The sequence below is a fragment of the Streptococcus tangpeifui genome (assembly GCF_044503215.1).
In the GTDB taxonomy this organism is placed as follows: Bacteria; Bacillota; Bacilli; order Lactobacillales; family Streptococcaceae; genus Streptococcus; species Streptococcus tangpeifui.
Genome location: NZ_CP172427.1, coordinates 910,937 through 937,758, shown reverse-complemented (window position 1 = coordinate 937,758; position 26,822 = coordinate 910,937). Strand labels below are relative to the sequence as shown.

The 26,822-nt window shown below is 40.7% G+C and carries 18 protein-coding genes and 1 pseudogene; 2 read left to right on the top strand and 17 right to left on the bottom strand.

What is annotated here, in order from left to right; translation table 11 throughout:
- Positions 1–14 precede the first annotated feature (14 nt).
- The 13 genes and pseudogenes from ACFSN5_RS04290 to ACFSN5_RS04230 all read right to left on the bottom strand — a co-directional run.
- Entirely contained in the window at positions 15–10,871 is a 10,857-nt protein-coding gene (locus tag ACFSN5_RS04290) for a putative Ig domain-containing protein (protein WP_165329410.1), read from the bottom strand.
- Between the two features lie 365 nt (positions 10,872–11,236).
- Positions 11,237–12,475: an ABC transporter permease gene (locus tag ACFSN5_RS04285; protein ID WP_004228084.1), complete on the bottom strand. Its 1,239-nt coding sequence runs from the start codon at positions 12,473–12,475 to the stop codon at positions 11,237–11,239.
- Between the two features lie 11 nt (positions 12,476–12,486).
- Positions 12,487–13,194 carry an ABC transporter ATP-binding protein gene (locus tag ACFSN5_RS04280; RefSeq protein WP_165212845.1) on the bottom strand — a complete coding sequence of 236 codons (708 nt, stop codon included), beginning with the start codon at positions 13,192–13,194 and terminating at the stop codon, positions 12,487–12,489.
- A gap of 5 nt (positions 13,195–13,199) precedes the next feature.
- Positions 13,200–14,357 carry an efflux RND transporter periplasmic adaptor subunit gene (locus ACFSN5_RS04275; protein ID WP_004227085.1) on the bottom strand — a complete coding sequence of 386 codons (1,158 nt, stop codon included), beginning with the start codon at positions 14,355–14,357 and terminating at the stop codon, positions 13,200–13,202.
- Positions 14,358–14,884: 527 nt separating this feature from the next.
- Positions 14,885–15,346: a hypothetical protein gene (locus ACFSN5_RS04270; protein ID WP_165329411.1), complete on the bottom strand. Its 462-nt coding sequence runs from the start codon at positions 15,344–15,346 to the stop codon at positions 14,885–14,887.
- A 199-nt stretch (positions 15,347–15,545) separates the two neighbouring features.
- Positions 15,546–16,541 carry a thioredoxin family protein gene (locus ACFSN5_RS04265; protein WP_165212839.1) on the bottom strand — a complete coding sequence of 332 codons (996 nt, stop codon included), beginning with the start codon at positions 16,539–16,541 and terminating at the stop codon, positions 15,546–15,548.
- A gap of 823 nt (positions 16,542–17,364) precedes the next feature.
- Positions 17,365–17,664, bottom strand: coding sequence for a bacteriocin immunity protein (locus tag ACFSN5_RS04260; protein ID WP_165329412.1), 300 nt, complete (start codon positions 17,662–17,664; stop codon positions 17,365–17,367).
- Between the two features lie 261 nt (positions 17,665–17,925).
- Complete coding sequence (locus ACFSN5_RS04255; protein WP_165329413.1) at positions 17,926–18,327, bottom strand: hypothetical protein; 402 nt, start codon at positions 18,325–18,327, stop codon at positions 17,926–17,928.
- A gap of 87 nt (positions 18,328–18,414) precedes the next feature.
- A complete protein-coding gene (locus ACFSN5_RS04250; RefSeq protein WP_165212833.1) occupies positions 18,415–18,567 on the bottom strand; it encodes a class IIb bacteriocin, lactobin A/cerein 7B family in 153 nt (50 codons plus the stop codon).
- A gap of 111 nt (positions 18,568–18,678) precedes the next feature.
- Positions 18,679–18,840, bottom strand: coding sequence for a hypothetical protein (locus ACFSN5_RS04245; protein ID WP_165212831.1), 162 nt, complete (start codon positions 18,838–18,840; stop codon positions 18,679–18,681).
- Between the two features lie 26 nt (positions 18,841–18,866).
- A complete protein-coding gene (locus tag ACFSN5_RS04240; protein ID WP_165212829.1) occupies positions 18,867–19,016 on the bottom strand; it encodes a hypothetical protein in 150 nt (49 codons plus the stop codon).
- A gap of 14 nt (positions 19,017–19,030) precedes the next feature.
- A complete protein-coding gene (locus ACFSN5_RS04235; protein WP_165212827.1) occupies positions 19,031–19,168 on the bottom strand; it encodes a bacteriocin in 138 nt (45 codons plus the stop codon).
- Positions 19,169–19,250: 82 nt separating this feature from the next.
- A pseudogene (locus ACFSN5_RS04230) lies at positions 19,251–19,319 on the bottom strand (ComC/BlpC family leader-containing pheromone/bacteriocin); the annotation flags it as partial.
- A 624-nt stretch (positions 19,320–19,943) separates the two neighbouring features.
- Here ACFSN5_RS04230 and ACFSN5_RS04225 point away from each other — a divergent pair.
- Both ACFSN5_RS04225 and ACFSN5_RS04220 read left to right on the top strand, forming a co-directional pair.
- Positions 19,944–22,091, top strand: a complete 2,148-nt coding sequence (locus ACFSN5_RS04225) for a peptide cleavage/export ABC transporter (protein WP_165212824.1) — start codon at positions 19,944–19,946, stop codon at positions 22,089–22,091.
- 182 nt (positions 22,092–22,273) lie between these two features.
- Entirely contained in the window at positions 22,274–23,047 is a 774-nt protein-coding gene (locus ACFSN5_RS04220) for an HlyD family efflux transporter periplasmic adaptor subunit (RefSeq protein ID WP_165212823.1), read from the top strand.
- Positions 23,048–23,099: 52 nt separating this feature from the next.
- On the opposite strand, the gene ACFSN5_RS04215 is transcribed toward ACFSN5_RS04220, so the two are convergent.
- The 4 genes from ACFSN5_RS04215 to ACFSN5_RS04200 all read right to left on the bottom strand — a co-directional run bounded on the left by ACFSN5_RS04215 (position 23,100) and on the right by ACFSN5_RS04200 (position 26,817).
- Positions 23,100–24,428 carry a sensor histidine kinase gene (locus ACFSN5_RS04215; RefSeq protein WP_165212822.1) on the bottom strand — a complete coding sequence of 443 codons (1,329 nt, stop codon included), beginning with the start codon at positions 24,426–24,428 and terminating at the stop codon, positions 23,100–23,102.
- Between the two features lie 2 nt (positions 24,429–24,430).
- Entirely contained in the window at positions 24,431–25,174 is a 744-nt protein-coding gene (locus tag ACFSN5_RS04210; RefSeq protein WP_165212821.1) for a response regulator transcription factor, read from the bottom strand.
- 120 nt (positions 25,175–25,294) lie between these two features.
- A complete protein-coding gene (locus tag ACFSN5_RS04205; protein ID WP_165212855.1) occupies positions 25,295–25,798 on the bottom strand; it encodes a phosphatase PAP2 family protein in 504 nt (167 codons plus the stop codon).
- Positions 25,799–25,956: 158 nt separating this feature from the next.
- Positions 25,957–26,817, bottom strand: coding sequence for a patatin-like phospholipase family protein (locus ACFSN5_RS04200; RefSeq protein WP_165212820.1), 861 nt, complete (start codon positions 26,815–26,817; stop codon positions 25,957–25,959).
- Between the last annotated feature and the right edge of the window lie 5 nt (positions 26,818–26,822).

Sequence of the window (26,822 nt, the reverse complement as noted above, 5' to 3'; positions counted from 1 at the left end):
AAGCAATGTAAAGATTAAAGTACATCCTCCTCATCACCTTCTCTTCTTTTTCCGGTAGCAAAGAATGTTAAAGCTGACAGTAAGAAGATAACACCCACTAAAGGTAAATAATTATTCGAGTCTCCTGTCTTAGGCAAGTTCGCTTCCGAAGAAGATCGATTGATAGTTTGATGCGATTGAGCAGTGTCATTTGGTTTAAGAGCCTTCTCAACACTTGTATTGCCAACAGGACCTTCAGTATCCTTGTCTTTCGGATGTTTATCCTTATCATCTGGAAGGCCGTCATTATCATCATCCGAGTCATCGACATCAGGAATGCTATCGCCATCCGTATCGCGCTGAACCGTAATGGTGATTTCTTTAGTGCTTTCATTGCCAGCACCATCGGTAGCCTTGAGTGTTACAGGGTAAGTGTGGGCTTCATCTTGATCGTTTGACCAATCTTCTTGATCAGCAGAACCTGAAATCTTACTACCAGCCTCATCAAAATTAACACTCTTAGGTAGACCGGTGACCTCAGTAACCTTAGCCTCTGGATCATCATTATCGGTTACACTGACAGGAATTTCAAATGGTGTCTTTTCTGTGACCGTCTTATCGTCGGCTGTGATAACTGGACCTTCGGCATCCTTCGATTTTGGATTTTTATCCTTATCATCTGGAATACCATCATTATCATCATCTGGATCAGTCACGTCTGGATCTCCGTCACTATCACTGTCACGCTGAACTGCAATCGTGATTTCCTTAGTGCTTTCGTTACCAGCACCATCAGTAGCCTTGAGCGTTACTGGATAAGTGTGCACTTCATCTTGACCGTTTGACCAATCTTCTTGATCGGCAGAACCTGAAATCTTACCACTAGTTTCATCATAGTCAACGCCTTTTGGTAGGCCTGAAACGTCTGTTACTTTGGCATCTGGATCATCATTATCAGTCACACTAACTGGAATCTCAAATGAGGTCTTTTCGGTTACCGTCTTATCATTGGAACTAATGACTGGATCTTCAGTGTCCTTGCTCTTCGGATTCTTATCCTTATCATCTGGAAGACCATCGTTATCATCGTCCGAATCATTGACATCAGGAATGCTATCACCATCCGTATCGCGCTGAACTGTGATCGTAATTTCTTTAGTGCTTTCATTGCCAGCACCATCGGTAGCCTTGAGTGTTACAGGGTAAGTGTGGGCTTCATCTTGATCGTTTGACCAATCTTCTTGATCGGCAGAACCTGAAATCTTTCCAGTATCGGAGTCATAGTCAACACCCTTAGGCAGACCTGTGACCTCGGTAATCCTAGCCTCTGGATCATCGTTATCGGTGACAGATACAGGTACTTCAAACGGTGTCTTCTCAGTTACTGTCTTATCGTCGGCTGTGATAACTGGACCTTCGGCATCTTTCGATTTCGGATTTTTATCCTTGGCATCTGGAAGACCATCGTTATCATCATCTGGATCAGTCACGTCTGGTTCTCCGTCACCATCACTATCACGCTGTACCGTGATGGTGATTTCTTTAGTGCTTTCATTGCCGGAACCATCGGTAGCTTTAATCGTTACAAGGTAAGTGTGGACTTCGTCAGTATCACCGCTCCAAGTTTCTTGGTCGGCAGAACCAGCAATCTTACCACCGGCCTCATCAAAGTTAACGCCCTTAGGCAGACCAGTTACCTCGGTAACCTTAGCCTCTGGATCATCATTATCAGTCACACTGACTGGAATTTCAAACGAGGTCTTCTCGGTTACTGTCTTGTCATCTACCGAGATGATTGGAGATTCAGTATCCTCTGATTTTGGATTATTATCTTTATCGTCTGGAAGGCCATCGTTATCATCATCTGGATCATTGACATCTGGTGTGCCATCGCTGTCCGTATCACGTTGCACCGTAATGGTAATTTCCTTGGTACCTTCGTTACCAGCATCATCAGTAGCCTTAATCGTGACGGGATAAGTGTGGACTTCATCAGAATCGCCACTCCAATCTTCTTGGTCAGCAGAACCTGAAATCTTACCACTAGTTTCATCATAGTCAACGCCTTTAGGTAAACCTGAAACGTCTGTTATCTTGGCATCTGGGTCGTCATTATCGGTAACAGATACAGGTACTTCAAACGGAGTCCTTTCCGTAACTGTCTTATCGTCGGCTGTGATAACTGGACCTTCGGCATCTTTCGATTTCGGATTTTTATCCTTGGCATCTGGAAGGCCGTCATTATCATCATCTGGATCGGTCACATCTGGATCTCCGTCGCCATCACTGTCGCGCTGTACCGTGATGATGATTTCCTTGGTACCTTCGTTGCCAGAACCATCAGTAGCTTTAATCGTTACTGGGTAAGTATGAACTTCGTCAGAGTCACCACTCCAAGTTTCTTGGTCGGCAGAACCTGAAATCATACCAGTATCGGAGCTGTAGTCAACACCCTTAGGCAGACCTGTGACCTCAGTAACCTTAGCGTCTGGATCATCGTTATCCATGACAGAAACCGGCACCTCGAATGGCGTCTTTTCTGTGACTGTCTTATCGCCTGCCGTGATAACTGGACCTTCGGTGTCTTTCGATTTTGGATTTTTATCCTTATCATCTGGAAGATTATCGTTATCATCGTCCGAATCATTGACATCAGGCATGCCATCGCTGTCTGTATCGCGCTGAATAGTAATGGTGATTTGCTTAGTGCTTTCATTGCCGGAACCATCGATAGCTTTAATCGTTACAGGGTAAGTGTGAACTTCATCAGAATCACTGCTCCAAGTTTCTTGGTCGGCAGAACCAGAAATCTTTCCAGTATCGGAGTCATAGTCAACACCCTTAGGCAAACCTGTGACCTCAATAACCTTGGCATCTGGGTCATCGTTATCAGTCACACTAACTGGAATTTCAAACGATGTCTTCTCAGTCACTGTCTTATCATCGGCTGTGATAACTGGACCTTCAGTATCTTTCGATTTCGGATTATTATCCTTGTTATCTGGGAGGCCATCGTTATCATCATCGGGATCAGTCACGTCTGGTTCTCCGTCACCATCGCTATCACGTTGTACCGTGATGGTGATTTCCTTGGTACTTTCGTTGCCAGAACCATCGGTAGCCTTGAGCGTTACTGGGTAGGTGTGGACTTCATCAGAGTCACTGCTCCAAGTTTCTTGGTCAGCGGAACCTGAAATCATACCAGTATCGGAGCTGTAGTCAACACCCCTAGGCAGACCTGTGACCCCAGTAACCTTAGCCTCTGGATCATCGTTATCAGTCACACTAACTGGAATCTCAAATATGGTCTTTTCTGTGACTGTCTTATCATCAGCTGTGATAACTGGACCTTCAGTATCTTTCGATTTTGGATTCTTATCTTTATCATCTGGAAGGCCATCGTTATCATCGTCCGAATCATTGACATCAGGCATACCATCGCTGTCCGTATCACGCTGTACCGTGATGGTAATTTCCTTGGTGCTTTCATTGCCAGAACCATCGGTAGCTTTAATCGTTACAGGGTAAGTGTGAACTTCGTCAGAGTCACCGCTCCAAGTTTCTTGGTCAGCGGAACCTGAAATCTTGCCATTTTCCGAATCATAAGTTACACCCTTAGGCAGACCAGTGATCTCGGTAACCTTAGACTCTGAGTCATCGTTATCAGTCACACTGACAGGAATTTCAAACGGTGTCTTTTCTGTAACCGTCTTATCATCGGCACTAATGACTGGACCTTCAGTATCCTTGTCTTTCGGATGCTTATCCTTGTTATCTGGAAGACCGTCATTATCATCGTCCGAGTCATTGACATCAGGTGTGCCATCACCATCCGTATCGCGTTGTACCGTGATGGTGATTTCCTTGGTACTTTCGTTGCCAGAACCATCGGTAGCCTTGAGCGTTACTGGGTAGGTGTGGACTTCATCAGAGTCACTGCTCCAATTTTCTTGGTCGGCAGAACCTGAAATCTTTCCAGTATCGGAGTCATAGTCAACACCCTTAGGCAAGCCTGTAACCTCAGTAACCCCAGCATCTGGATCATCATTATCAGTCACACTAACTGGAATTTCAAACGGTGTCTTCTCAGTCACCGTCTTATAATCAGCTGTGATAACTGGACCTTCGGAATCTTTCGATTTTGGATTCTTATCCTTATCATCTGGAAGGCCGTCGTTATCATCATCTGGATCAGTCACGTCTGGCTCTCCGTCACTATCACTGTCACGCTGAACTGTAATCGTGATTTCCTTGGTGCTTTCATTGCCAGCACCATCAGTAGCTTTAATAGTAACAGGATAAGTGTGCACTTCATTTTGATCGTTGGGCCAATCTTCTTGGTCAGCAGAACCTGAAATCTTTCCAGTATCGGAGTCATAGTCAACACCCTTAGGCAAGCCTGTAACCTCAGTAACCCCAGCCTCTGGATCATCGTTATCAGTCACACTGACTGGTATTTCAAACGGAGTCTTCTCGGTTACCGTCTTGTCATCTGCCGAGATGATAGGAGATTCCGTATCTTTCGATTTTGGATTTTTATCCTTATCATCTGGAAGACCATCGTTATCATCATCTGGATCATTGACATCTGGTGTGCCATCGCTGTCCGTATCACGTTGCACCGTGATGGTAATTTCCTTGGTACTTTCGTTGCCAGCACCATCGGTAGCTTTAATCGTTACAGGGTAAGTGTGCACTTCATCTTGATCGTTTGACCAATCTTCTTGGTCAGCGGAACCAGAAATCTTACCACTAGTTTCATCATAGTCAACACCTTTTGGTAGACCTGAAACGTCTGTTACTTTGGCGTCTGAATCATCGTTATCGGTGACAGATACAGGTACTTCAAACGGTGTCTTCTCAGTTACTGTCTTATCGTCGGCTGTGATAACTGGACCTTCGGCATCTTTCGATTTCGGATTTTTATCCTTGGCATCTGGAAGGCCGTCATTATCATCATCCGAGTCATCGACATCAGGAATGCTATCACCATCCGTATCGCGCTGTACCGTGATGGTAATTTCCTTGGTACCTTCGTTACCAGCATCATCAGTAGCCTTGATCGTGACGGGATAAGTGTGCACTTCATCCTGGTCGCTGGACCAATCTTCTTGGTCAGCTGAGCCTGAAATCTTACCGCTTGCCGAATCATACGTCACGCCTTTTGGCAAGCCAGTGACCTCAGTAATCTTAGATGCTGGATCATCGTTATCAGTCACACTGACTGGAATTTCAAATGGGGTCTTTTCTGTAACCGTCTTATCATTGGCACTAATGACTGGAGCTTCGATGTCCTTGCCTTTCGGATTTTTATCCTTATCGTCTGGAAGGCCGTCATTATCATCGTCATTATCATTAACATCAGGCGTGCCATCGCTGTCCGTATCACGTTGCACCGTGATGGTAATTTCCTTGGTACTTTCGTTGCCAGCACCATCGGTAGCTTTAATAGTAACAGGATAAGTGTGCACTTCATCTTGATCGTTGGACCAATCTTCTTGGTCAGCGGAACCAGAAATCTTACCACTAGTTTCATCATAGTCAACGCCTTTTGGTAGACCTGAAACGTCTGTTACTTTGGCATCTGAATCATCATTATCAGTCACACTAACAGGAATCTCAAATGAGGTCTTTTCGGTTACCGTTTTATCATTGGCACTAATGACTGGAGCTTCGGCATCTTTCGATTTCGGATGCTTATCCTTATCATCTGGAAGACCGTCATTATCATCGTCTGAGTCATTGACATCAGGCGTGCCATTACCGTCCGTATCGCGTTGTACCGTGATGGTGATTTCCTTGGTACCTTCGTTACCAGAACCATCAGTAGCCTTGAGTGTTACTGGGTAAGTGTGAATTTCGTCAGTATCACCGTTCCAATCTTCTTGATCAGCTGAGCCTGAAATCTTACCGCCAGCCTCATCAAAGTCAACACCCCTAGGCAGACCAGTGACCTCAGTAACCTTGGCATCTGGGTCGTCGTTATCGGTGACAGATACAGGTACTTCAAACGGCGTCCTTTCTGTAACTGTCTTATCATCAGCACTAATGACTGGAGCTTCGGTGTCCTTGTCTTTCGGATTCTTATCCTTATCATCTGGAAGACCGTCGTTGTCATCATCTGGATCGGTTACGTCTGGATCTCCGTCACCATCGCTGTCACGCTGTACCGTAATGGTGATTTCCTTAGTGCTTTCATTACCAGCACCATCAGTAGCCTTAATCGTGACGGGATAAGTGTGCACCTCATCTTGATCAGTTGACCAATCTTCTTGATCGGCGGAACCCGAAATCTTACCACCAGTCCCATCAAAATCAACGCCTTTAGGCAGACCTGTGACCTCAGTAATCTTAGCTGCCGGATCGTCGTTATCGGTGACAGAAACCGGCACCTCGAATGGCGTCTTTTCTGTGACTGTCTTATCATCAGCTGTGATAACTGGACCTTCGGCATCTTTCGATTTTGGATGATTATCCTTATCGTCTGGAAGGCCATCGTTATCATCATCTGGATCAGTCACGTCTGGTTCTCCGTCACCATCACTATCACGCTGTACCGTAATCGTGATTTGCTTGGTGCTTTCATTGCCAGCACCATCGGTAGCTTTAATCGTTACAGGGTAAGTATGAACTTCGTCAGAGTCACCGCTCCAAGTTTCTTGGTCGGCAGAACCTGAAATCTTTCCAGTATCGGAGTCATAGTCAACACCTTTAGGTAGGCCTGAAACGTCTGTTACCTTAGCTGCCGGATCGTCGTTATCCATGACAGAAACCAGCACCTCGAATGGTGTCTTCTCAGTCACCGTCTTATCATCGGCTGTGATAACTGGTCCTTCAGTATCCTTTGATTTTGGATTATTATCTTTATCGTCTGGAAGGCCATCATTATCATCGTCATTATCATTAACATCAGGCGTGCCATCGTTGTCCGTATCACGTTGCACCGTGATGGTAATTTCCTTGGTACTTTCGTTGCCAGCACCATCGGTAGCTTTAATCGTTACAGGGTAAGTGTGCACCTCATCTTGATCGTTTGACCAATCTTCTTGGTCGGCAGAACCTGAAATCTTGCCATTTTCCGAATCATAAGTTACGCCCTTAGGCAGACCAGTTACCTCGGTAACCTTAGCCTCTGGATCATCATTATCAGTCACACTGACTGGAATTTCAAACGAGGTCTTCTCGGTTACTGTCTTGTCATCTGCCGAGATGATTGGAGATTCGGTGTCCTTGTCTTTCGGATTCTTATCCTTATCATCTGGAAGACCATCATTATCATCGTCATTATCATTAACATCAGGGATACTATCGCCATCCGTATCGCGTTGAATGGTAACAGGCACATTGACAGTAATGGTTTCGTTAGTTGAATTACCATTTGGACGAGTAACTTGCAAGGTTACTGTAACAGAAAGATTAAAGTTTCGCTCTTCATCTTGATTACTGTTCCAATCCTTAACATCAGCCCGCCCCGCAAGATGACCATTGCTATCTACCGACAAACCATTGATCACAGCACTTGGCCTAATTACAGCATCTTCTTTATTAGGAGTTACAACCACCTTATCTCCAGCATCGGTTTTATCAGTGAGGATATTAGGATTTACCACATCAGCAGCCAGCTTTTCGGTCCAAACTGCATAAAGCGTCTGATTATTAACTGGGATCTTGGCACCAGTCGCATATTGCTCATCCCCTTCTTTGGCTCCTTCCTTGGTTGACCAACCAATGAGGTTATAACCGGGGCGGGAATAGCCTTGATTTCGAATATAAATGGGACTATTTGTCTTGTGATGTTTACTAACAACCGAACCATTGCCCCCATTAGGATTATAAGTTACCGTTGCAAAATCATAGTCTGGGTTTTTACGCCATTGTGCATAAAGGGTCAAACTGTCTCCAGAAAATTGGTTGAAGCCAAGAAGATCTTTTGGACGGTAGGTCTTACCGCTACCATTTGCCTGTGTATTCCAGCCCGTAAAGACATACTCTTGGCTTGGAGCAGCCATCTCACCTTGTTCAGCAATAATAACATTCCGCATGAACTCCAGATCTTCAGTTGCAGGCGGTTGGCTGCCGCCATTAGCATTGTACGCAACCCTCTTTGTCTTGTACTCCCAGACTGGCACCAAAATTGTACCAGGATCGATAATTTCATCAGCTAAGTTAGCTTTTTCCAAACGGCCATTCACCAATTTGTACCAAATTGGCTCTAGAGTTGTTCCATCATAATTAGTCTTATCGTTAACGTCCAACTTACCGTTAAAGGTCTTGCTATTGTCAACGATCGGACTATTATTTTCATCCTTTTTCGAATGACCATCAGCATCTATTTGGGCATATTTGTTATCGGTATTGAGAACATTATTACCCGAGCTGACCAAAAGAACATATTTATCCTTGTCATCCTTATCCAGAGTAGTATCACGATGAACCGTCACTTCAACATATTCCTTAGTCCAGCCAGCATAATAAACCAAACCACCAGCAGGCACCGTTACATTGGAGAAATCAACAGGATTACCGCTAGTTGCTGCATTGTCATACCATCCAGTAAAGACATAATTAATACCATGGTCATCAGTCTTCTTAGTAACATAAGGAGTCATATTGGTTGGGACCAAAGTTGTCACACTAGATTTATAAGGAACCATGGTATGACTGTCTGGGATATCACTGTCTGTGATGAAAGCCACATTGTAGGTCTTCTTTTTAAAATAGGCCCAAATATCGCTATCGCTAACAATTAATTGTCGAACACCTCGTGGCTGACCAGCAAAATTAACAAAGTCATAGCCTTCCACATTTGATGACAGATTTAAAGTCGCCCCGATATTAGAATTAATTTGCTGCTGATAGAAGGTTTCCCCTGTATCAATATCGATATAGTACATGTTAGGACGGGCCGAAAATCTTCGACTAGTAGCTCTAACCGTAGTATCCATGGCTGGCATTGGATAGTTGGTCCGAGCTAAAAGGCTTCCTCCTGGACTATCACGATTATACATACTCCAAGAAGGAACACCTTTATTTTCCAGATACTGTGTTAAGGGCTCTCCCCATTTTACCTGATAAACAGTAACAGCACCAAAATTATCTACCGTAAGATCATACTTACGGCGCTCATAATAGACATTAAGAGTAGCTTGACCATCTCCACTAATCTTCACCACACCTACTTCAGGCTGGTAGTCCGATAAGGTATAGGCAGAAAAGAAATCTGGCTTTGTATAAGTAGCCAGCTCATCAGTCCTTCCGGTTTCGTTAGTAATCGTCCCGACCGTATATTGAATACCATTTACCTCATGCTGACCGGTCGGGTTTTCAATCCAATGGACAACCATGTAAGGTGTATCAGTTTTAGCCTCCCATTGAGCTTGCAGACGATAGTCACGGGTAATATCGGTCGTCTCATCAATGTTCTGACCAGTCTTGCTATCCACCCAACCTTTAAAATTATACCCTTGACGAGTTGGTACGGGCAGACTGCCTAGATTATCAGCTAAACTTCCCGAATCAACATAAACATTATTAACAGGTGTCCCCCCATTAGAATCAAAAGAAATCGTTTTTTGATTCTTAATCACAGCATAAAGAGTAGTATCCTTGTTAATTGCAGTTGAAAAATCAAAAGCATCACTGCCGTTAGGTGATGTTGACCAATGTGAAAAGATAAAGGAATCCTTAGGCGACAAAATGGCTACATCATTAGCGTTAGTCCTTGACCCTGTTGGAATTTCCTTAACAGAAACAATAATCCCATCATCATTTTTGAAGGTGACACGAACAGTATCAGAATAATTGGCCGTGACAGTGACTTCTTGACCAACCGGAAAATCTACTGGTTTAGTGAAATCCAAAATTTGGCCATTATAAAGCCAGCCCTTAAAAGCCTTATCCCCTGATTCAGGAACATTTGGCTCTAAGAGGTAATCCCCCGATTTAACGTACTGTGTCGAAACCAGTTCATCTTCATTGTAGAAATTAACCTTGCTAATGCCAGTTCCTGAAATATCAGCAACTTCCTCTGGATCTGAAGGCGTTTCAGCATCTGCTGGATTCCCCGGGACCGTTACCGCATCATCAAGGCTATTAGCAGCAACCATAGAAGCTCGCAGCAAATCACGAACTAAGGGCTGACTTTCCTCAGGACTCAGTTCAACAGCCGGTTTAGCCACTTCTGTTGCATCTGATGGATTTCCTAACTGATTTGAGGCAGCTTCACTCTGTGCTGCAGGCGTTTGGTCTGCAGATACTGTTTGCTTCTCATCATTAACATTAGATACCGAGGCAGGCACTGTCGCAGACTCTGAATTCTGGTCAGAGTTGGCTTCCGTCACCTTATTTTCCTCTGCTGTCTTTTCCTTCACCTGTACAGTTACAGTATTGTCAGCATTCTCAGTAACAACTTGACTAGTTGGACCAGCCGCTAATTCATAATTGACCAAAGCAGAGTTAGCCAAATCTGCCGAACCATCCTCCGTAACCGTCAAGCTAGCAGGACTATCTCCCTCAATTGTAATTGTTTTAGTCTTGGTTGTACGATAAATTTCCTGACCCGACCCATTAACATAAACAACGGTATAGGTAATCGTTACCGTTCTGGCCTTACTTTGTTCAGCATCTGACTTCTCTGGTTGGTTAGCGTTAGCGGAAGCATCGGAAGCAGATTGATTATCTTCAGTAGGACTAGCAGCTGGACCAGCTACAGGATTCTCTGTAACTTGAGCAGCAGAGCTAGAATTACCTTCCCCCATCACATCATCTGACTGAACCTGTCCCCCTCCCAGAGACATCATCAGCAAGGTCAGTCCTAAAAGAACTGAGCCCGCTCCGACGTGTTTCCGTTTTCTGATAGAAAAACGCTGTTTTTCCTTAATAGAATGTTTCATAACAGCTATCATACCTCTTTCTAAAAATCAGCAACTAACTCTCTCCCAAATATTCGTTAATTACGAACAAAAAACTGAGATTATCTTGCTAAAATTAAAGTTAATATAAACATTCTACTTCTTTTACGAAGAGACTGTCAATCAATATGCAATGGCTTTGTTAACTTTTTGACAGTTATCATAAAAATATATAATAGTCCTATCAACAATACAAAATAAGCTTTTAAGAATAAAATAGTTTTATCATTAAAATCATCTTCTTAACTTTCTAAAAACTGAGTCCATCGCCATTATTCAGTTAAAAATTCCAAAAGAAAACGACCTCTAAGAGATCGTTCAATACCGTTTTAGGATAAAATGTTCGGCTATTCATAACGCAGTGCTTCAATCGGATCCAGCTTGCTGGCCTTATTAGCTGGTAGAATACCAAAGACAATACCGACAAATACCGCAAATAAGATACTTGTTAATACAGTCCTAAAAGCAATAATAGGCTTACCTATTTGATTGACTAGGCCTTCTGAATTTCCTAATAGACCAACTAAGCCATAGGCTAGAACAAGTCCGATTATACCACCAATCAATGTTAACATAATAGATTCTATCAAAAATTGAAGCAAGATATTCTGACGAGTAGCACCCAGTGCCTTACGCAGCCCTATTTCTCGTGTCCGTTCAGTTACAGATACCAGCATAATATTCATAACACCAATACCACCTACTAGAAGAGAGGTTCCGCCAATAATCCCAATAAACAAAGTAATTCCGGCCAACTGAGCATTAGCACTGGCAATAACCTTCTTGAGATCAAAAGTCTTAAAGTGACCCTCCTTAGCACCTGACAGCTTGGTCAGTTGTTTAGCTGCTTCTTTACCAGATGATGAAGAATTAATAACATCAGGTATGTGAACATAGACACCGCCAATTTCATCAACATTAAATTCTGAAGCTAACTGAGTATTAGTTAAAATAGCATTACCACCTGAATTCATTCCATAAGCAGATGAACCCGCATCGGGATCTTTATAAACACCTACAACTCGATATTGTTTCCCACCAACATCAATAATATTATTAAGAGCAGCATCGTAAGTTGAAAATAGTTTCCCAGCTAAAACTTCATCAATCATGATGTAACGAGAAAATTGCGTATAATCAGATTTTTCTAAACGCCTACCAGCAACAACCTTATATTTTTTTACATCAAAATATGTCCTGCTAACTCCTGTCAGTGTTACTGATTTTGCTTTTTTACTGCTATAAGAAACATCGGCATTAGTCGTATTCGTTACATAGTATCCACTGACACCATCAACATTTTTTGATATTGTTTGAAGCCATTCTTCTTTAATTTTTGGAGCATTCTTACTAGCTGAATCAGTTCCAAAACCTTCATCTTGATATTGATCCTCATCAGAAGAATAATAGATTTGGACATCATGCTGATATTTACTAATTTGGTCGCCAATAAAATTTCGCATGCCTGTCCCGATGGCCATAACAACTGACACTGACGCCACTCCGATGATAACCCCCAACATTGTCAGAAAGGAGCGCATCTTGTGCCCCATGATTGAACCAAGGGCGAATTTCCAATTTTGCATCATAAACCTCCCTAATCAATCCGGACACTTTCGGTCGTGTCTTGGGTAATCTCACCGTCACGAATAACAATCTTACGCTTGGCATAGTCAGCAATTTCAGGCTCGTGGGTAACCATGATAATAGTCTTGCCTTCCTCATTGAGCTGAGATAAAAGTTCCAAAATCTGATTGCTAGTTTTGGTATCCAAAGCTCCTGTTGGTTCATCGGCCAAGATGATTGACGGATCGTTTACCAGAGCTCTGGCAATAGCCACCCGCTGCTTCTGTCCGCCTGATAACTCAGATGGCAGGTGCTTGCTGCGATCAGACAATTCAACCTTTTTCAAATACTGCTGGGCTAATTTGCGTCTTTGAGAACCACCAACTCCTGCATAAATCAGAGGCAACTCGACATTATCTTGAGCATTAAGCTTGGATAAGAGGAAAAACTGCTGAAAGACGAATCCCAACTCCTCGTTGCGAACGCGGGCCTGTTCCTTAGGAGACAATCGTTCAACAGCCTGTCCAGCCAGAGTATACTCACCTGAGGTTGGCTTGTCCAGAAGACCGATGATATTCATCAAGGTTGATTTCCCAGAACCCGAAGGGCCCATAATGGCCAGAAATTCCCCCTCCTTAACAGTCAGGTCAATGCCTTTCAGGACCTGAAGTTCTTGATCCCCGTTCTGGTAAGACTTGGTGATTCCTGTGAGCGCCATTAAAACTTTTTGATCAGCCATAGTCCTCACCCCTTATTAGATGATGCCATATCTGATTGAGACAACTTTTGTCCATCCTTGAAGTCCTTGCTTGGATTAGCAATGACTGTTTTACCTTCGTCAAGACCAGCAACAATCTGCTGTTGCTTAGCGTCGGCATTACCCAACGTTACTTGAGTTTTAGAAATCTTACCAGATTTCTTATCGTAAACCCAAACATAAGACCGATCGCCAATTGTCGTCACGGCTTTGACAGGCACTAAAATAGCTTCACTGTCACTCTTAACTTCAATCGATGTTGAAAAACCTTGCTTGAGATCACCAATATCGCTGGTAATATCGACCTTATACTTATAGGTTGAACCTGAAGAGGACGATGAACCTGAACTAGAGCCTGACTGACTGTCACCGCTGCTCGAATCAGACTTTTCATTTGGGTAGTTTGAAATATAGCTGATGGTACCAGTCCACTCCTTATCAGGATAAACCTTGGACTTAATGGTAACCTCCTGACCAACCTTGACATTGGCCAAATCATATTCGGTTAAGGTACCTTGAATCTGTAACTGACCTTCACTAGCCACATGAACCAAAGTTTGGCTGGTTTGGCTAGAAGGATTAATGCTTTCGGCTACCTCAACGACCGTTCCGGAAACATTGCTGAGAACTGTTGTTGAATCTAGAGCCAGCTGAGCTTTAGTGACCACAGACTGAGCATCCGCATAAGCATCATTGAGAGCCTGCAGCTGACTGTTATAGTCTGCCGTTCCAGCTACAGCAGCATTAGCATTTTTAAAGTTTTGAATATCAGCAGCGGCCTTGTTAAGCGCACGAACAGCACTATCATAGTCAGCCTGAGCCGCTGTTGCATCGTACTGAACCAGAGCCTGACCAGCAGAAACTTGATCGCCTACATGCACCGGAATGGTAGGATTACTGCCCTTGCTTGGCTCGTAATAGACATATTGCTCAGATACAGACTTAACTTTACCAGACAAAATAGTTGCAGAAGCTAGACTGCCCTTGTTAGCCTTGGCTGTTTTATATTGGGTCGTTTGAGCACCGCCCCCCAAGAAGGCCTTAACGATCATAAAAGCAATAACCAGAGCTCCTAGAATGGAAACCCCTATCAGAGACCATTTCTTCTTTTTAGACATGGCCTTTTTCTTCCGTGTACGCGTCATTTGATTACTCCTTTTCTAAAGATGCGAGAGAAAGCCCAATCAGTTCATGAAGTTCCATGATCTCGATAGAAATCCTCTAGAGTTTAATAGACTGGTTATCAGGTCTTCCAAACTTCTTGACTATCTCTGAAGCAACTGTAAAAACATTAAACGACTAGATGTTCTCAACAAGAACTTCCTAAGTCAATTGTAGCAATAATACTCAAGTCTTCCCTTACAGTTTTGTAAGATTATCTATTTGTACTATTCTCATAATATAAGTATAATACATCAGCAAAAATCCGTCAACAAGAAAACGTTGTCATCCTGAATTTAAAGGCTAAAAATTACTTTAAAGTTCAAAGCTTTCTTGTACTACCTCTCCTATTTCTAACCTAGGGAGACAAGCTCACTAAAATGAATACCTTCATTATAGACTATTTTAAATAGATTATGAGACCAATGTCATGAAAGGGCCAAAATATGTCATGAACGGTCATTCCAGCCATTATGATTCTTAAAAAAGAGAAGCCGAGCCTCTCTTTTCATTAACCAACCTCATTAAGCTGTTTAGCCTTGAGATAGGTAAAGACAATGATCACTGCTTGGACAAGATAAATAGCTACTGCCAGCCATCCAAAGCCAGTTATCATTTGAGTAATAACCGGCAGAATCAGGAAACCTAAACTCAAGTAATAAGGCCAATAGCTAATATAGTCCTTATTCTTAATAGCCTTGTGATTCTTAAAGAGCAGATAAATAATAACGGCATTGAGAACGAGGGCGAGTAAATAGCTAGCCAAAAACCATGGTGCCACAGCTTGACGCGCCTGCTCGATCTGCTGACTGGACAGTCCCGCCTTTTCGTAAGTCCCGTTCTTTAGGGAAGCTATATTGGTGTAGTAACCAATAATTCCAAAGACATCGAAAACAAGGCTCAAAATCTTCCAGACAAACACCGTCATGTTTAAAGATTTGAGGGTCGTTTCAAGTTTTTCAATTGAAATCATAAATGTCTCCTTTTCTATTTGGGGTAGAATACCCATTTTTATTGTAGCCGACAGCACAAATTTTACACTATTACTATACCACTTTTATAAACCTTCCCAATCTTTATATCATGAAATGGCCATATTTTGTCGTGAACGGAAAATTTTGACTGGACAATTCAAAAAACTATCTTGAATGGACACCTTTGCGAGTGATAGTTTAAGCTCTAAACTTGACCAAGAGCCTATCAAAAAGTGTCAAAACTTTATTGATAACCTTCGTTAAAGTATTCGTATCTAACTTTTCTGATTTCACCACTTCTTTTGTTTGCGATTGGTCACTGGTCTTTGATGAGGAATCTGCCGCTTTCACAGTTGCATCGGTAGTCTGTTCAGCTGCTTTCTCATTCGCTGTTGGGGACTGCTGGCTAGGTGTAACTTCCTGAGAGGTATCGGGCCTAGTATCTGTAGATTTAAATACCTTGTTATACAAGTCTTGAGCCGTACCGCCACTGCCTAACTGACCAGAAACGATTTGTCCTTTTTCAAGATGGAGTACCGTTGGTGTCACAAAAACGCCGATTTTACTCCTTAGAAATTCCTTAGCAACTGAGCTAAAATCCGTGCTGTCTGTATTGTAGTAATAGACTTGCCCGCCAGAAAGACTATTAAAGTCCTTGATGACAGGTGAGAATTTCCGACAATAGATACAGGTTGGGCGGCCTAAATAGAGGGTATAGCTGCCGTCCGGGTCATCAAACATGTGATAAACGTCTGCCATTGTAACCTGTTTAAGGCCGGCAACATTTGCCTCATATTCTTCCGTTGAAATATCAGGGGCCTCCTGACCTTCTTGACTATCACTATCTGCTACAGTACTAACATCAGCTGTAGATTCCGTAACTTGTTGATCCTGATTAGCTGATACTTCCTCTTGATTATTAGAGCGAGTATCTTCTTCCTGCTTAGCCGTAGAATCCTGTGATTGTGAAGTTTCTTCGGAACTTGTCAGCAGCTGTTCCTGTTGATTTGTTTCAATTTGGTTGGACTGCTGATTAGCTGTAGCTTGTTGACTAGCTTGGCTATCAGCTTGCGCAGTAGCTGCAGGTACTTGCCCTTGGTCAGCATTTTGACTCACTTCATCAGCGTAAGTTGTACCTCCCACTAATAGCAAAGCTGTTGCTGAGAATAGTAATAATGATTTATAACGATTCATAAGTAACGTTTCCTTTCATCTTTTTTGTTTAATTTAATTAAATATAAGGCACCTCTAAAAATAATTTGTTTCACTAAATTCCTTGTAGGTTGCAAAGTATGAGTAGATCTATAGTTTACACTAAGTGACTACTTAGTATGTATACACCCTTCATCGCTAATGGTTACATAAGAAAACAGAGGCACATCGATTATAACAAAGATTTTTTGCCGCAATTCAGTTGAATAAATCGCCACGTTTATCCAATAAAAATTGCTACTACAGCTAAAATCCTTATACTCTTGATTGCATATTTTTAAAACGTCTATTCAGGACAAAATTCGACCCATTTTAAAAAATGAAATATTATAAAACAGACTAAGGCCACATTAGATTCTATATTTAACCTCACTTAGTAGCAATACCATAATTTCTTATTGATTCATAAAAGCGAAAGTTGAAATCTTCCAACTTTCGCCCAACTGTCTTACTGTCTATTTTTTCTTAAAATAAGCTTATACAACAAAACCGCCAGAACATAAACTAGGGCAACAAGAAAACCAATTTTTTCTCCCCACAATCCAAAAGTCACTCCTATTACTCCTCCCCCTAGGTATGCTAGATTACCGAAGTCTGAGTAGAACACTTCATAATTATTGGCTCCTTTTACTTATCTACTAAGAAACTTACAACTTTTGATACCAATTCCATCCAATTAGTATGTTGTACTTAACCTGAGTGTAAAGACAATCTTGCCAATGTTTACCACCATTGATAAGTTATGAATTTTCTGATAACAATGACAATTTTTTGTGTACATCAAAATTAAATTCTATGAGAGGGTTTAATAATAACCATATCTTATATAAGACAACTTTCTTATAGAATCTAACTGCTCCCTCACCTTATTGTTTAGAATAATATTGCTATTCCTAAGTGCCTCAGATAGCTCTATATTAAAACGGCTAAGAATTGTTGGGATCGGTGCCTTTTGCTTTTCAAGCTCTTCCTTATAAGCTAATAAAAATTTTTGTAAGGATTCACTACCGTCTATCTCTCTTAGTTCTATAATTATAGACTCAAGTAAGTCCAATGCATTATCCCGTCTTTCTTTTCCACCAGAAAACCACTTTAATTTAGACATAAAAAACCTTTCTACTTTAAACAAAACATTTTATATTTGATCAAAAGATATGTTGGGATTCGGCAACAAGAAAACCAATTTTTTCTCCCCACAATCCAAAAGTCACTCCTATTACTCCTCCCCCTAGGTATGCTAAATTACCGAAGTCTGAGTAGAACACTTCATAATTATTGGCTCCTTTTACTTATGCTACTAACTGTTGCGAAAGCCTAAGTGATACACTTGAATTAAGCCACTATTAAAAGACAATCTTATTAACAACTACCTCTTTAACTTTTCACTAAGCCAGTCTACTAATGAACCAATAGATATTAAAAACATTAAAATAAGATATATATTAATAAAGTGGTTATCTTTTACTATGTATAGCCCAAAATCTATGATAGCTAACACGATAAAGCCAATTAGAAAAATTTTTGCTAATAGTCGCCTAGTATGCAAACGACTAGCTTGCAATTTTATTTTCTTCCTAGAAATCCATTCTATTAATAAACAACAAAATAAAACAATTTCAAAAGCATCATCAATCAAACTTGTGTTTTTTTGCATACTAATATAAGCTTTTGCAGCCATAAGAGCAAAAAGCAAAAGTAACATAAGCACTAAGACTTTACTCCTATCTAAAAAGAAGGAGGGGCTTAAGCTTTTTCTATCTTTTATCATTTTTAATCCTCCATATTCAACTTAACAGTTAGGATATTAGCAAACAGGGAGAGCTGTAGCTCCCCCTTGTTTGTTTAATCAAATAAATTAATGAGTCAAATTATAAACTGTCTGACCAGCAGCATAACCCAAACCGTAGGCTGTTAAGAGACCTCCCCAGGTAAGAACACCACCTGCTCCTCCACCTTCAACAGTGGCAAGGCCTCCAATATTCATTACATCAAATTTTTCAATTGCCATTGTATTATAACAAACTCCTTTTTCAGTTTTATAAAATTAAGACTTTGCTATAAGCTTTATCGTCCAAATGAGAAAAACTCATTTAGACGGTAAAGCCGATAGAGATTGGCTCTATTTTTTTATGAAGGCTTGCTTTCCAGTAGCTACTACTGTTGATATCAATAATAATAATCCCAAAGGATGAGAAAGCTGATTAATCAATAGTCGAGCTACTAAAGCAACTGAAAAGAAAGTGAAAGCAGAGCACCAAATTATTCGTTCACTATTTTTCATTTTCACTCCTAATATTATTGATCATACTATTTGAAAACTGAAAAAATGTTAAGTGCTGCCATACCAAGCCTTGATTCTGTCTTACCAATGTTATAGGCCGTACTATGACCACCAGCGATTGTTGCGAGTTTACTTTCGCTTACTATTTGATAAGTCTTACTATCCATTGTTAACATATTATTTACCTCTTCTACTCAACAATTCCGTCCCATAATCCACGAGTATAGCTACCGTAAAATTTACCAATTTTATAAATAATATTCCCTCCACCTACGATAGATTCTAACTCTTTATTATTTAAATTGTTACTTTCTGTTATTTTTTTCAATGTAATCACCTCATTATTGTTATTTTGATATCCAACCATCAGCAAAGCCACGAGCAAATTGATAACCAATGTTAATAATCGCTCCACCTTCAACAGTGGCAAGGTCTTCAATATCCATTACATCAAATTTTTCAATAGCTTGTGTTTTCATTTTGCTACCTCCTTAAACATTGTTATTAAACTAGCTAGCTAAACCAGTCTATTAACATAATAAATTTTTGTAAATTGATTAATCGCTTTACGGTTATTATCTTACCATTAAAATCTAGTCTTTCCTGATATTCTCAAATATGAAATTAATTTTTTTATATTTTCAACTTTCTTATGTTTGAATGTTTTAGATATATAATAACCTCAAAAGGATAAACCTACTTCTGCATTGAGAAGTTTGTAGCTTCTAGAGTTAAATTTGCTGAAAAGTATCTGGCTAATCAATTCCAGATAGCTTTCTTTTTGTCTCTTGCAAGCGACACCTATAGGATACCAAAAATTTTTAGCTGTGCACGTTTATGTCGTGAAACGGCCAAAATATGTAGTGAACGGGCATTGCTTCAAGTTAGTCATAGTTTTATTTTCCCGTTCACGACAAAATAAGGCCGTTTCATGACTTGGATAAAATTTTAGAGAGATTTTATGGCACAATAATTCTGATTGCGCTCCTCATTAAACACGAGCTAAAAAAGATAAACTTCCTTGTGCTTTAGTGGCACTGTGTCAATTTCCTATTTTTATATAGGTTTGTTAGCGCTCTTTATATCTTAATAAAGGAGTTTTTATGAACTTTTACAAATTTATTCCCCAGATTGATGCTAGAGATTGCGGAATAGCTGCTCTGGCATCCGTTGCCAGATATTATGGCTCTAACTATTCCTTAGCGCACTTGCGAGAACTGGCTAAGACCGATAAAGAAGGAACGACAGCTCTGGGGATTGTTGAAGCTGCCAAAGCTATAGGCTTTGAGACCCAAGCTGTTCGAGCTGATATGAGCCTCTTTGACGAAAAGGATATCCCTTTTCCTTTTATCGTCCATGTCAATAAAGAAGGAAAACTGCAACACTACTATGTAGTTTACAAGGCCAAGAAAAATCACTTCATTATTGGTGATCCTGATCCTACAGTCAAGGTTACCAAAATGAAGAAAGAAACCTTTGAAAAAGAATGGGACGGTGTTTCCATCTTCTTAGCTCCAGAACCTGCTTACAAACCTCATAAGGATAGGAAAAATGGTTTACTGAATTTTATCCCCCTTATCCTGAAGCAAAAGGGACTTATCTTTCAGATTAGCCTTGCTAGTCTTTTAGTAACCCTAATTGATATTCTAGGTTCCTACTACCTCCAAGGTATTTTGGACAACTATATCCCCAATCAGATGCTGTCGACTCTGACTATCGTTTCGGTAGGTCTGGTCATTACCTATATTATCCAGCAAATCATGGCCTTCTCACGGGACTATCTCTTAACTGTCCTCAGTCAGAGACTTAGTATTGATGTGATTTTAGCCTATATCCGCCACATTTTCTCTCTCCCTATGTCATTTTTTGCGACTAGACGGACGGGTGAGATTACCTCACGTTTTTCGGATGCTAATGCCATCATTGATGCTCTCGCTTCGACCATCCTTTCCATCTTTCTGGATTGTTTTATCTTGATTATTATTGGGGCTGTCCTCTTTCTTCAAAATACGAATCTCTTTCTCTTGACCTTGCTGTCGATTCCAATCTATACCGTTATCATCTTTGCTTTTATGAAGCCTTTTGAAAAGATGAACCAAGAGGTTATGGAAGCTAACAGTATGGTCAGCTCTGCTATTATCGAAGATATCAATGGGATGGAAACCATTAAATCGCTGACCAGCGAAGACACGCGCTATCGCAATGTTGATAACGAGTTCGTTGACTATCTTGACAAATCTTTCAATCGTCATAAGTATGAAGTGCTGCAGACAGCTTTGAAAAAGGCTGCTCAGCTTATTTTAAATGTCACCATCCTCTGGTTTGGCTCTAAACTAGTTATGTCCAATAGGATCTCTATCGGTCAGCTCATTGCCTATAACTCGCTTTTAACCTACTTTACCAATCCATTGGAAAATATCATCAATTTGCAGACAAAACTGCAGTCAGCTAAAGTAGCCAACAACCGACTCAATGAAGTTTATCTTGTGTCATCGGAATTCGATAAAAAAACAACTAAGGTGGATCATTCAGCCTTAGATGGCAAGATCGCTTTTTCAGATGTTTCCTATAAATATGGTTTTGGCCGTGATACTCTGACAGACATTAATCTTACAATTAATAGGGGCTCAAAAATCAGTTTAGTTGGTATCAGTGGCTCCGGTAAAACAACATTGGCCAAACTGATTGTCAACTTCTTCCAACCATACAAGGGAGAAATCACCATTAATGGGCTAAATACTAATCTCTTGGATAAGAAGCTATTGCGGCGCTATATCAATTATCTACCCCAACAACCTTATATCTTTTCTGGCAGTATTTTAGACAACCTGACTCTAGGAGCAGATGAATCTGTTTCACAAGAAGATATTATGAAAGCCTGTGAATTGGCTGAAATCAGAAGAGATATCGAGCAGATGCCCCTTGGCTATCAAACGGAATTATCTGATGGAGCCGGTCTATCTGGCGGTCAAAAGCAGAGGATCGCACTGGCCCGCGCCCTACTGACCAAGTCTCCGATTATGGTTTTAGATGAAGCTACCAGCGGGCTGGATGTCTTAACTGAGAAAAAAGTCATTGACAACCTGATGCAGATGACGGAGAAAACAATTATCTTCGTGGCTCACCGACTTAGCATTTCCGAGCGAACAGACAAAATCGTTGTTCTTGATCAGGGAAAAATCATAGAATCAGGTTCTCATCAAGATCTACTAAAAAAACAAGGTTTCTACTATCAACTCTTTAATAAATAAAAAAGGTGCTAAACCGTTAAACAAGTCACAGAAAAATAGGGGACTTCTGAGACGGTGCGAAGCTTCTGAGCACCAGAGAGATTTACACCTAAAGGTAGTCTTAGCTGTAATTTGGCAAAATCAAAACAACTACCTCTCTTTTTCAAAGACCTGCAGGTGAGTCCAATTACGAGGAGGTTTTTATGGATCAAAAATTATTAAGCAGTTCTGAATTTTATCGCAGACGCTATCAAAATTTTGCGACTCTATCTATTATCCCGATTACTCTACTGGTTATTTTTCTAATCGTCTTTTCAATGTATGCGACCAAAGAAATTGTTGTCACGAGCACAGGCGAGTTAACACCAGCTTCGAGCCTTGTTACCATTCAATCAATCAGCGATAATGCGATTACAACCAATAACTTAAAAAATAATAAAACCGTCAGAAAAGGCGATATCTTGCTCAAATATGAGAAACCCAGTCCAGATACTCAAACTCAGCTCTATCTAGAAGAGACGGGCCAAACCAGTCAGGTAGAAAAAGCTCCAGAAATCAAGGCTTCAAGAGATGGCATTTTACACTTAGAAAAAGATTATACCGGACAAAAGGCCATCCCAAATGGGACTGCAGTTGGAGAAATTTATCCCAATCTCCAAAACGAGAAAACGATCAATCTAACCTACTACGTTGATTCTAACTACATTGCCAGCATTAAGACTGGCCAGTGGGCACGACTCACCTTAAAAGGTGGCAATAATAAAAATCTTTTTCTAAAAGGAAAGGTCAGCCACATTGATAAAACAGCAACCACAACAAAACAAGGTAATGTTTTCAAAATAACAGCTAAGATAAAGCTCAAAAAGCAAGATAAAAGCTCTCTCAAATATGGTCTACAAGGTAAGGTGACCAGCATCGTGGCTAAAAAAAGTTATTTTGATTACTACAAAGAAAAGGTACTCGCAACCTTTAACTAAGCTAGCATGCGAAAACTCCCAAGTCTAACAGATTTGGGAGTTTTCATATCGTTCACACCTCTACCTCTAGCTGTTGAGTGAAGAGACCATTTTGACTGCTGGTTTTTAGGACAGCATTAGGATAGTTTGCCAAAATCTGCTTGACAATAGCAAGGCCGATCCCCCTATCATTTCCCTTAGTGGAGACATCCAATTGGAAAAGATCCGCAATGTTTTCTGTGGTTGACTGAGTACTATTGACCAGAATGAAAACAAAAGCGCCACCGTGTTTAAAATAAGACAAGGAGAGCTGTCTAGCCTCAGACTCATCAGCGGCTTCGATAGCATTATCCAGTAGATTCGATACTAATCTGACGAAGTCAAGAGTACTAAAGTCAGTCGGCAGTCCTATTGGGTCGGCAATCTCTATCTTGACATCCAACTCTAAATCAATGGCTCTAGATAATTTGGAAGACAGGACACTCTTAAGAGCATTATCAGTAATATTGGAGAGGTTGGCCATTTCAAACTTCTGAGCATCAAGAATTTCACGTGATTCCTGGCTAATCTCATCCAGGGTCTGACGAATACTGGTCAGGTCCTCGTTGTCGGCGCTGTATCGGAGACTGGCTAGGATATTGCTGTAGTCATGACGAAAGGAGCGAATCTGACCATAAAGCTCTTCAATCTGATGATTGTAGTTAGTAATATATTTGAGTTCATTTTCCTTTTGAAGTATCAAGCGTTTTTCATAAATCATCGAAACACGATAATTAAATGCTGAAATAAAGGACAAGAGAGACACCATAAACAAGGTACTTGTATTGACACGATAAGTAACACCAAAATTAGTAGGTGTAATCAAATAGCTCAGCCATAAAGTTATGAAGTAGATGATAAAGAAAATATTATAGTAGATGATAGAAGACTTGACACTCCGATCGTCAATTAACTCATTAATTTGCAGAAAATCCATTTTTAAATAATGAAGAATTAATTCATTGGCCAGAAGGGATAGAGTTGCCTGAATCAGGATTGATAGCACAGGAAAATAATGATGAGTTAATTGAGGGAAGAATGGGTAGATAACCATAAACATCATAAATCTAGCAATGATATCAATACCCAACTTGACATAAAATATAAAGAAAAGCCTTAACGAGAAATCTTTAACTTTATCGCTAAACTTAAAGATGAGAAAACTGATTAAAGCTAATTCCCAAAATTGATTGCTAGCATAAAAATCTTTTAACCAGACATAAGGCAAACTATTTAAGACAAGGAAAGCCAATTGATAAGCCCAAGGGATGCGAATCTTAAAAGAACGCTGCATGATAAATAACTCAACAACCGACCAAAGAAACATTTGAAAAGTCCGATTGATATACAATAAAGATAACATCACTACCTCCTATGCAATTTCTTCAGAGCGCTAGCTAAAGCTCGCATCTTAGTTTTGGCAATGACACAGGTTTCGCCATTGGGAAAATGGGCTAATCGCTGGATTTTATCGACCTTAGCAACATTGGCAGGATTGAGACTGATAGACCGATGGACTCGAATAAAGCGATCCGTTGCCTTATCAACCTCAGCTAGACTACCATAAAACTCCATATAATCCTTACGACCATGCAAAATAATCTTATGAGGACTAGATGAGGCTTCAATAAAATAAATATCACTGTAAGGCATTTGGATACGGAACTGCTCATTCTCAAAAAGGAAGGAATCCTCTGACAGATTCTTACCAAGATTTTCCTGAGCATGACGTAAAATATTACCCAACCGCTGCCGAAATGCTTCTTCTGGTAATTCTTTATCGATAAAATCCAAGGCAGAAACCTGATACTTAAAAGTCAAGGGCATAAAATTGGAATGGGTAGTGACAAAAACAATCAGGGCCTGACTATCCCTAGCTCGAATAGTTCTTGCCACCTCAAAGCCCTTCTTTTTTTCGCCATTTAAATCAATATCTAAGAAGAAGATATGCTGCTCCCCTTTACCTTTAATACTCTCCATCAATTGGTCAGGTTTGCCAGAGACTAAAAATTCATAATCTAAATCCCTTTCTTCTGCAATATTCCGAATGGCACGTTCAATTCTAGCCTGTTGCTTAAAATTATCTTCTAAGGCATAAATATACAGCAAAGACAAACCTCCTTAACACTTATGATAAAAGAAACCCATTTTTACTTATTATACAAAAAAAGACAAGCTAAAAGTTAGCTATGTCGTGAAATGGCCTTAATTTGTCGTGAACGGACAAAATTAGAGAAAAATGAGAAGCAAAAGTCCAGCTAGGACACCGGTGAAATAACCTAGAATAACGTCTCTGGGATAATGGACTCCCCCTAAGACTCGACAGAGAGCTAGAATAGCTGAGAAGACTAGGCAAAGAACACTAATGCGAGGACTAATTTGGTAGAGACAAAGGCTTATCATAGCTGCTGAAAAGACATGTCGGCTAGGTAAGGAATTCCCCTTGGAAGCCTTATCAATCAGAGGACTAATTGCCCAAGTCTCATAGGGTCTGGGGAGATTAAGCCGCATTCGAAAGTAACTAAGTCCTGTAAAAGCCAGACCAGGAATAAAGATGGTTAAACCTAAGTCGTAAAACTGTTCCCGCCCAAGCAAATCAAGCAACAAGAGGGGGTATAGAACAGCCATGAGCTTGGTTAAAATCCAATTGCTTACGCGTAATATTTTTATCATCCAAGGACGCTCTCGTAAGGGAGCCGTTAGACGGCTATAAAATTCAGTATAGTCTTTGATCACTTACCTACTGCTCCTCCCTCCTTTATTTTTCTAAATCAGCCTACCGTATGACTTAATTACTTAGTTTAAACTAATTTGCATCATTACTCCACATCGTCAGCAAAGCTAGCCCTTTTTTGATAGGCATTGGTTAAAAGGATAGATATTGCAAAACATCAAGCTTGGCCATGACCTTCTCCTTGCAAATAGGCCTTTAATTGAGGCATCATTTTTTGAGCATCCGTCAGACCAATATTGTAAATCTCATCAAACTTCTCAGGATCTGTTTCCAGACGGCCAATATCCAAATCTTTCTCAGGACGAATAGCAAATAAATCTCCTGCCTCTTCAAGCTTTATAACCTCTTCTACTTCTCGATTATAAGTTTTCCAGCGTTGACTGGCAGCTTTAACAAACTCGGGATATTTGCGATAAAAGAGCTGATAAATCCGCCCTCTAGATGGTTTCTTGCGGTAGTTCAACGGACGCGTCAAAACGACAACGAGTTTATCATAACCCAAACTTCTGGCAAATTCAACTGGAATAGAATCCGACAGACCGCCATCTAGGTATTTTTGTCCTTGCCAATCAACAATTCTGGAAACCAAGGGCAAGGCCGAACTTGCCCGAAAGATTTCCATCTCCTTAAATACGTTTTTGACAGGAAGATAGGCCGGTTGACCTGTCTCAACATTGGTTGCAACAGCATAAAACTCTGCCCCCGATTCTTCAAAAGTTTCTTGGTCAAAGACATCTAACTCCATCGGAACTTTGTAATAGGTAAACTCCTTATTGACAAAGTTCCCTGTTTTTAGCCAAGACCAAAAACTCATATAATTCTTCTGACCAATAAATCGTTTATTATAACGCAGGCCACGCCCTCTCTGTTTGGATAAGAGGTTAACACCAAATAGAGCCCCAGCAGAAACGCCAACTACACCAGCAAATTTAAGATCTTCATCTAAAAAAGCATCAATGACTCCTTGACTATAGAGCCCTCGCATGCCTCCACCTTCCAGTACCAAGCCAACTTTCATAAATA

Excerpts from the sequence above, each read along its gene's own strand:
- ACFSN5_RS04290 (WP_165329410.1), bottom strand. The coding sequence starts at position 10,871 with ATGAAACATTCTATTAAGGAAAAACAGCGTTTTTCTATCAGAAAACGG.
- ACFSN5_RS04285 (WP_004228084.1), bottom strand. The coding sequence starts at position 12,475 with ATGCAAAATTGGAAATTCGCCCTTGGTTCAATCATGGGGCACAAGATG.
- ACFSN5_RS04280 (WP_165212845.1), bottom strand. The coding sequence starts at position 13,194 with ATGGCTGATCAAAAAGTTTTAATGGCGCTCACAGGAATCACCAAGTCT.
- ACFSN5_RS04275 (WP_004227085.1), bottom strand. The coding sequence starts at position 14,357 with ATGACGCGTACACGGAAGAAAAAGGCCATGTCTAAAAAGAAGAAATGG.
- ACFSN5_RS04270 (WP_165329411.1), bottom strand. The coding sequence starts at position 15,346 with ATGATTTCAATTGAAAAACTTGAAACGACCCTCAAATCTTTAAACATG.
- ACFSN5_RS04265 (WP_165212839.1), bottom strand. The coding sequence starts at position 16,541 with ATGAATCGTTATAAATCATTATTACTATTCTCAGCAACAGCTTTGCTA.
- ACFSN5_RS04260 (WP_165329412.1), bottom strand. The coding sequence starts at position 17,664 with ATGTCTAAATTAAAGTGGTTTTCTGGTGGAAAAGAAAGACGGGATAAT.
- ACFSN5_RS04255 (WP_165329413.1), bottom strand. The coding sequence starts at position 18,327 with ATGATAAAAGATAGAAAAAGCTTAAGCCCCTCCTTCTTTTTAGATAGG.
- ACFSN5_RS04250 (WP_165212833.1), bottom strand. The coding sequence starts at position 18,567 with ATGGCAATTGAAAAATTTGATGTAATGAATATTGGAGGCCTTGCCACT.
- ACFSN5_RS04245 (WP_165212831.1), bottom strand. The coding sequence starts at position 18,840 with ATGAAAAATAGTGAACGAATAATTTGGTGCTCTGCTTTCACTTTCTTT.
- ACFSN5_RS04240 (WP_165212829.1), bottom strand. The coding sequence starts at position 19,016 with ATGTTAACAATGGATAGTAAGACTTATCAAATAGTAAGCGAAAGTAAA.
- ACFSN5_RS04225 (WP_165212824.1), top strand. The coding sequence starts at position 19,944 with ATGAACTTTTACAAATTTATTCCCCAGATTGATGCTAGAGATTGCGGA.
- ACFSN5_RS04220 (WP_165212823.1), top strand. The coding sequence starts at position 22,274 with ATGGATCAAAAATTATTAAGCAGTTCTGAATTTTATCGCAGACGCTAT.
- ACFSN5_RS04215 (WP_165212822.1), bottom strand. The coding sequence starts at position 24,428 with ATGTTATCTTTATTGTATATCAATCGGACTTTTCAAATGTTTCTTTGG.
- ACFSN5_RS04200 (WP_165212820.1), bottom strand. The coding sequence starts at position 26,817 with ATGAAAGTTGGCTTGGTACTGGAAGGTGGAGGCATGCGAGGGCTCTAT.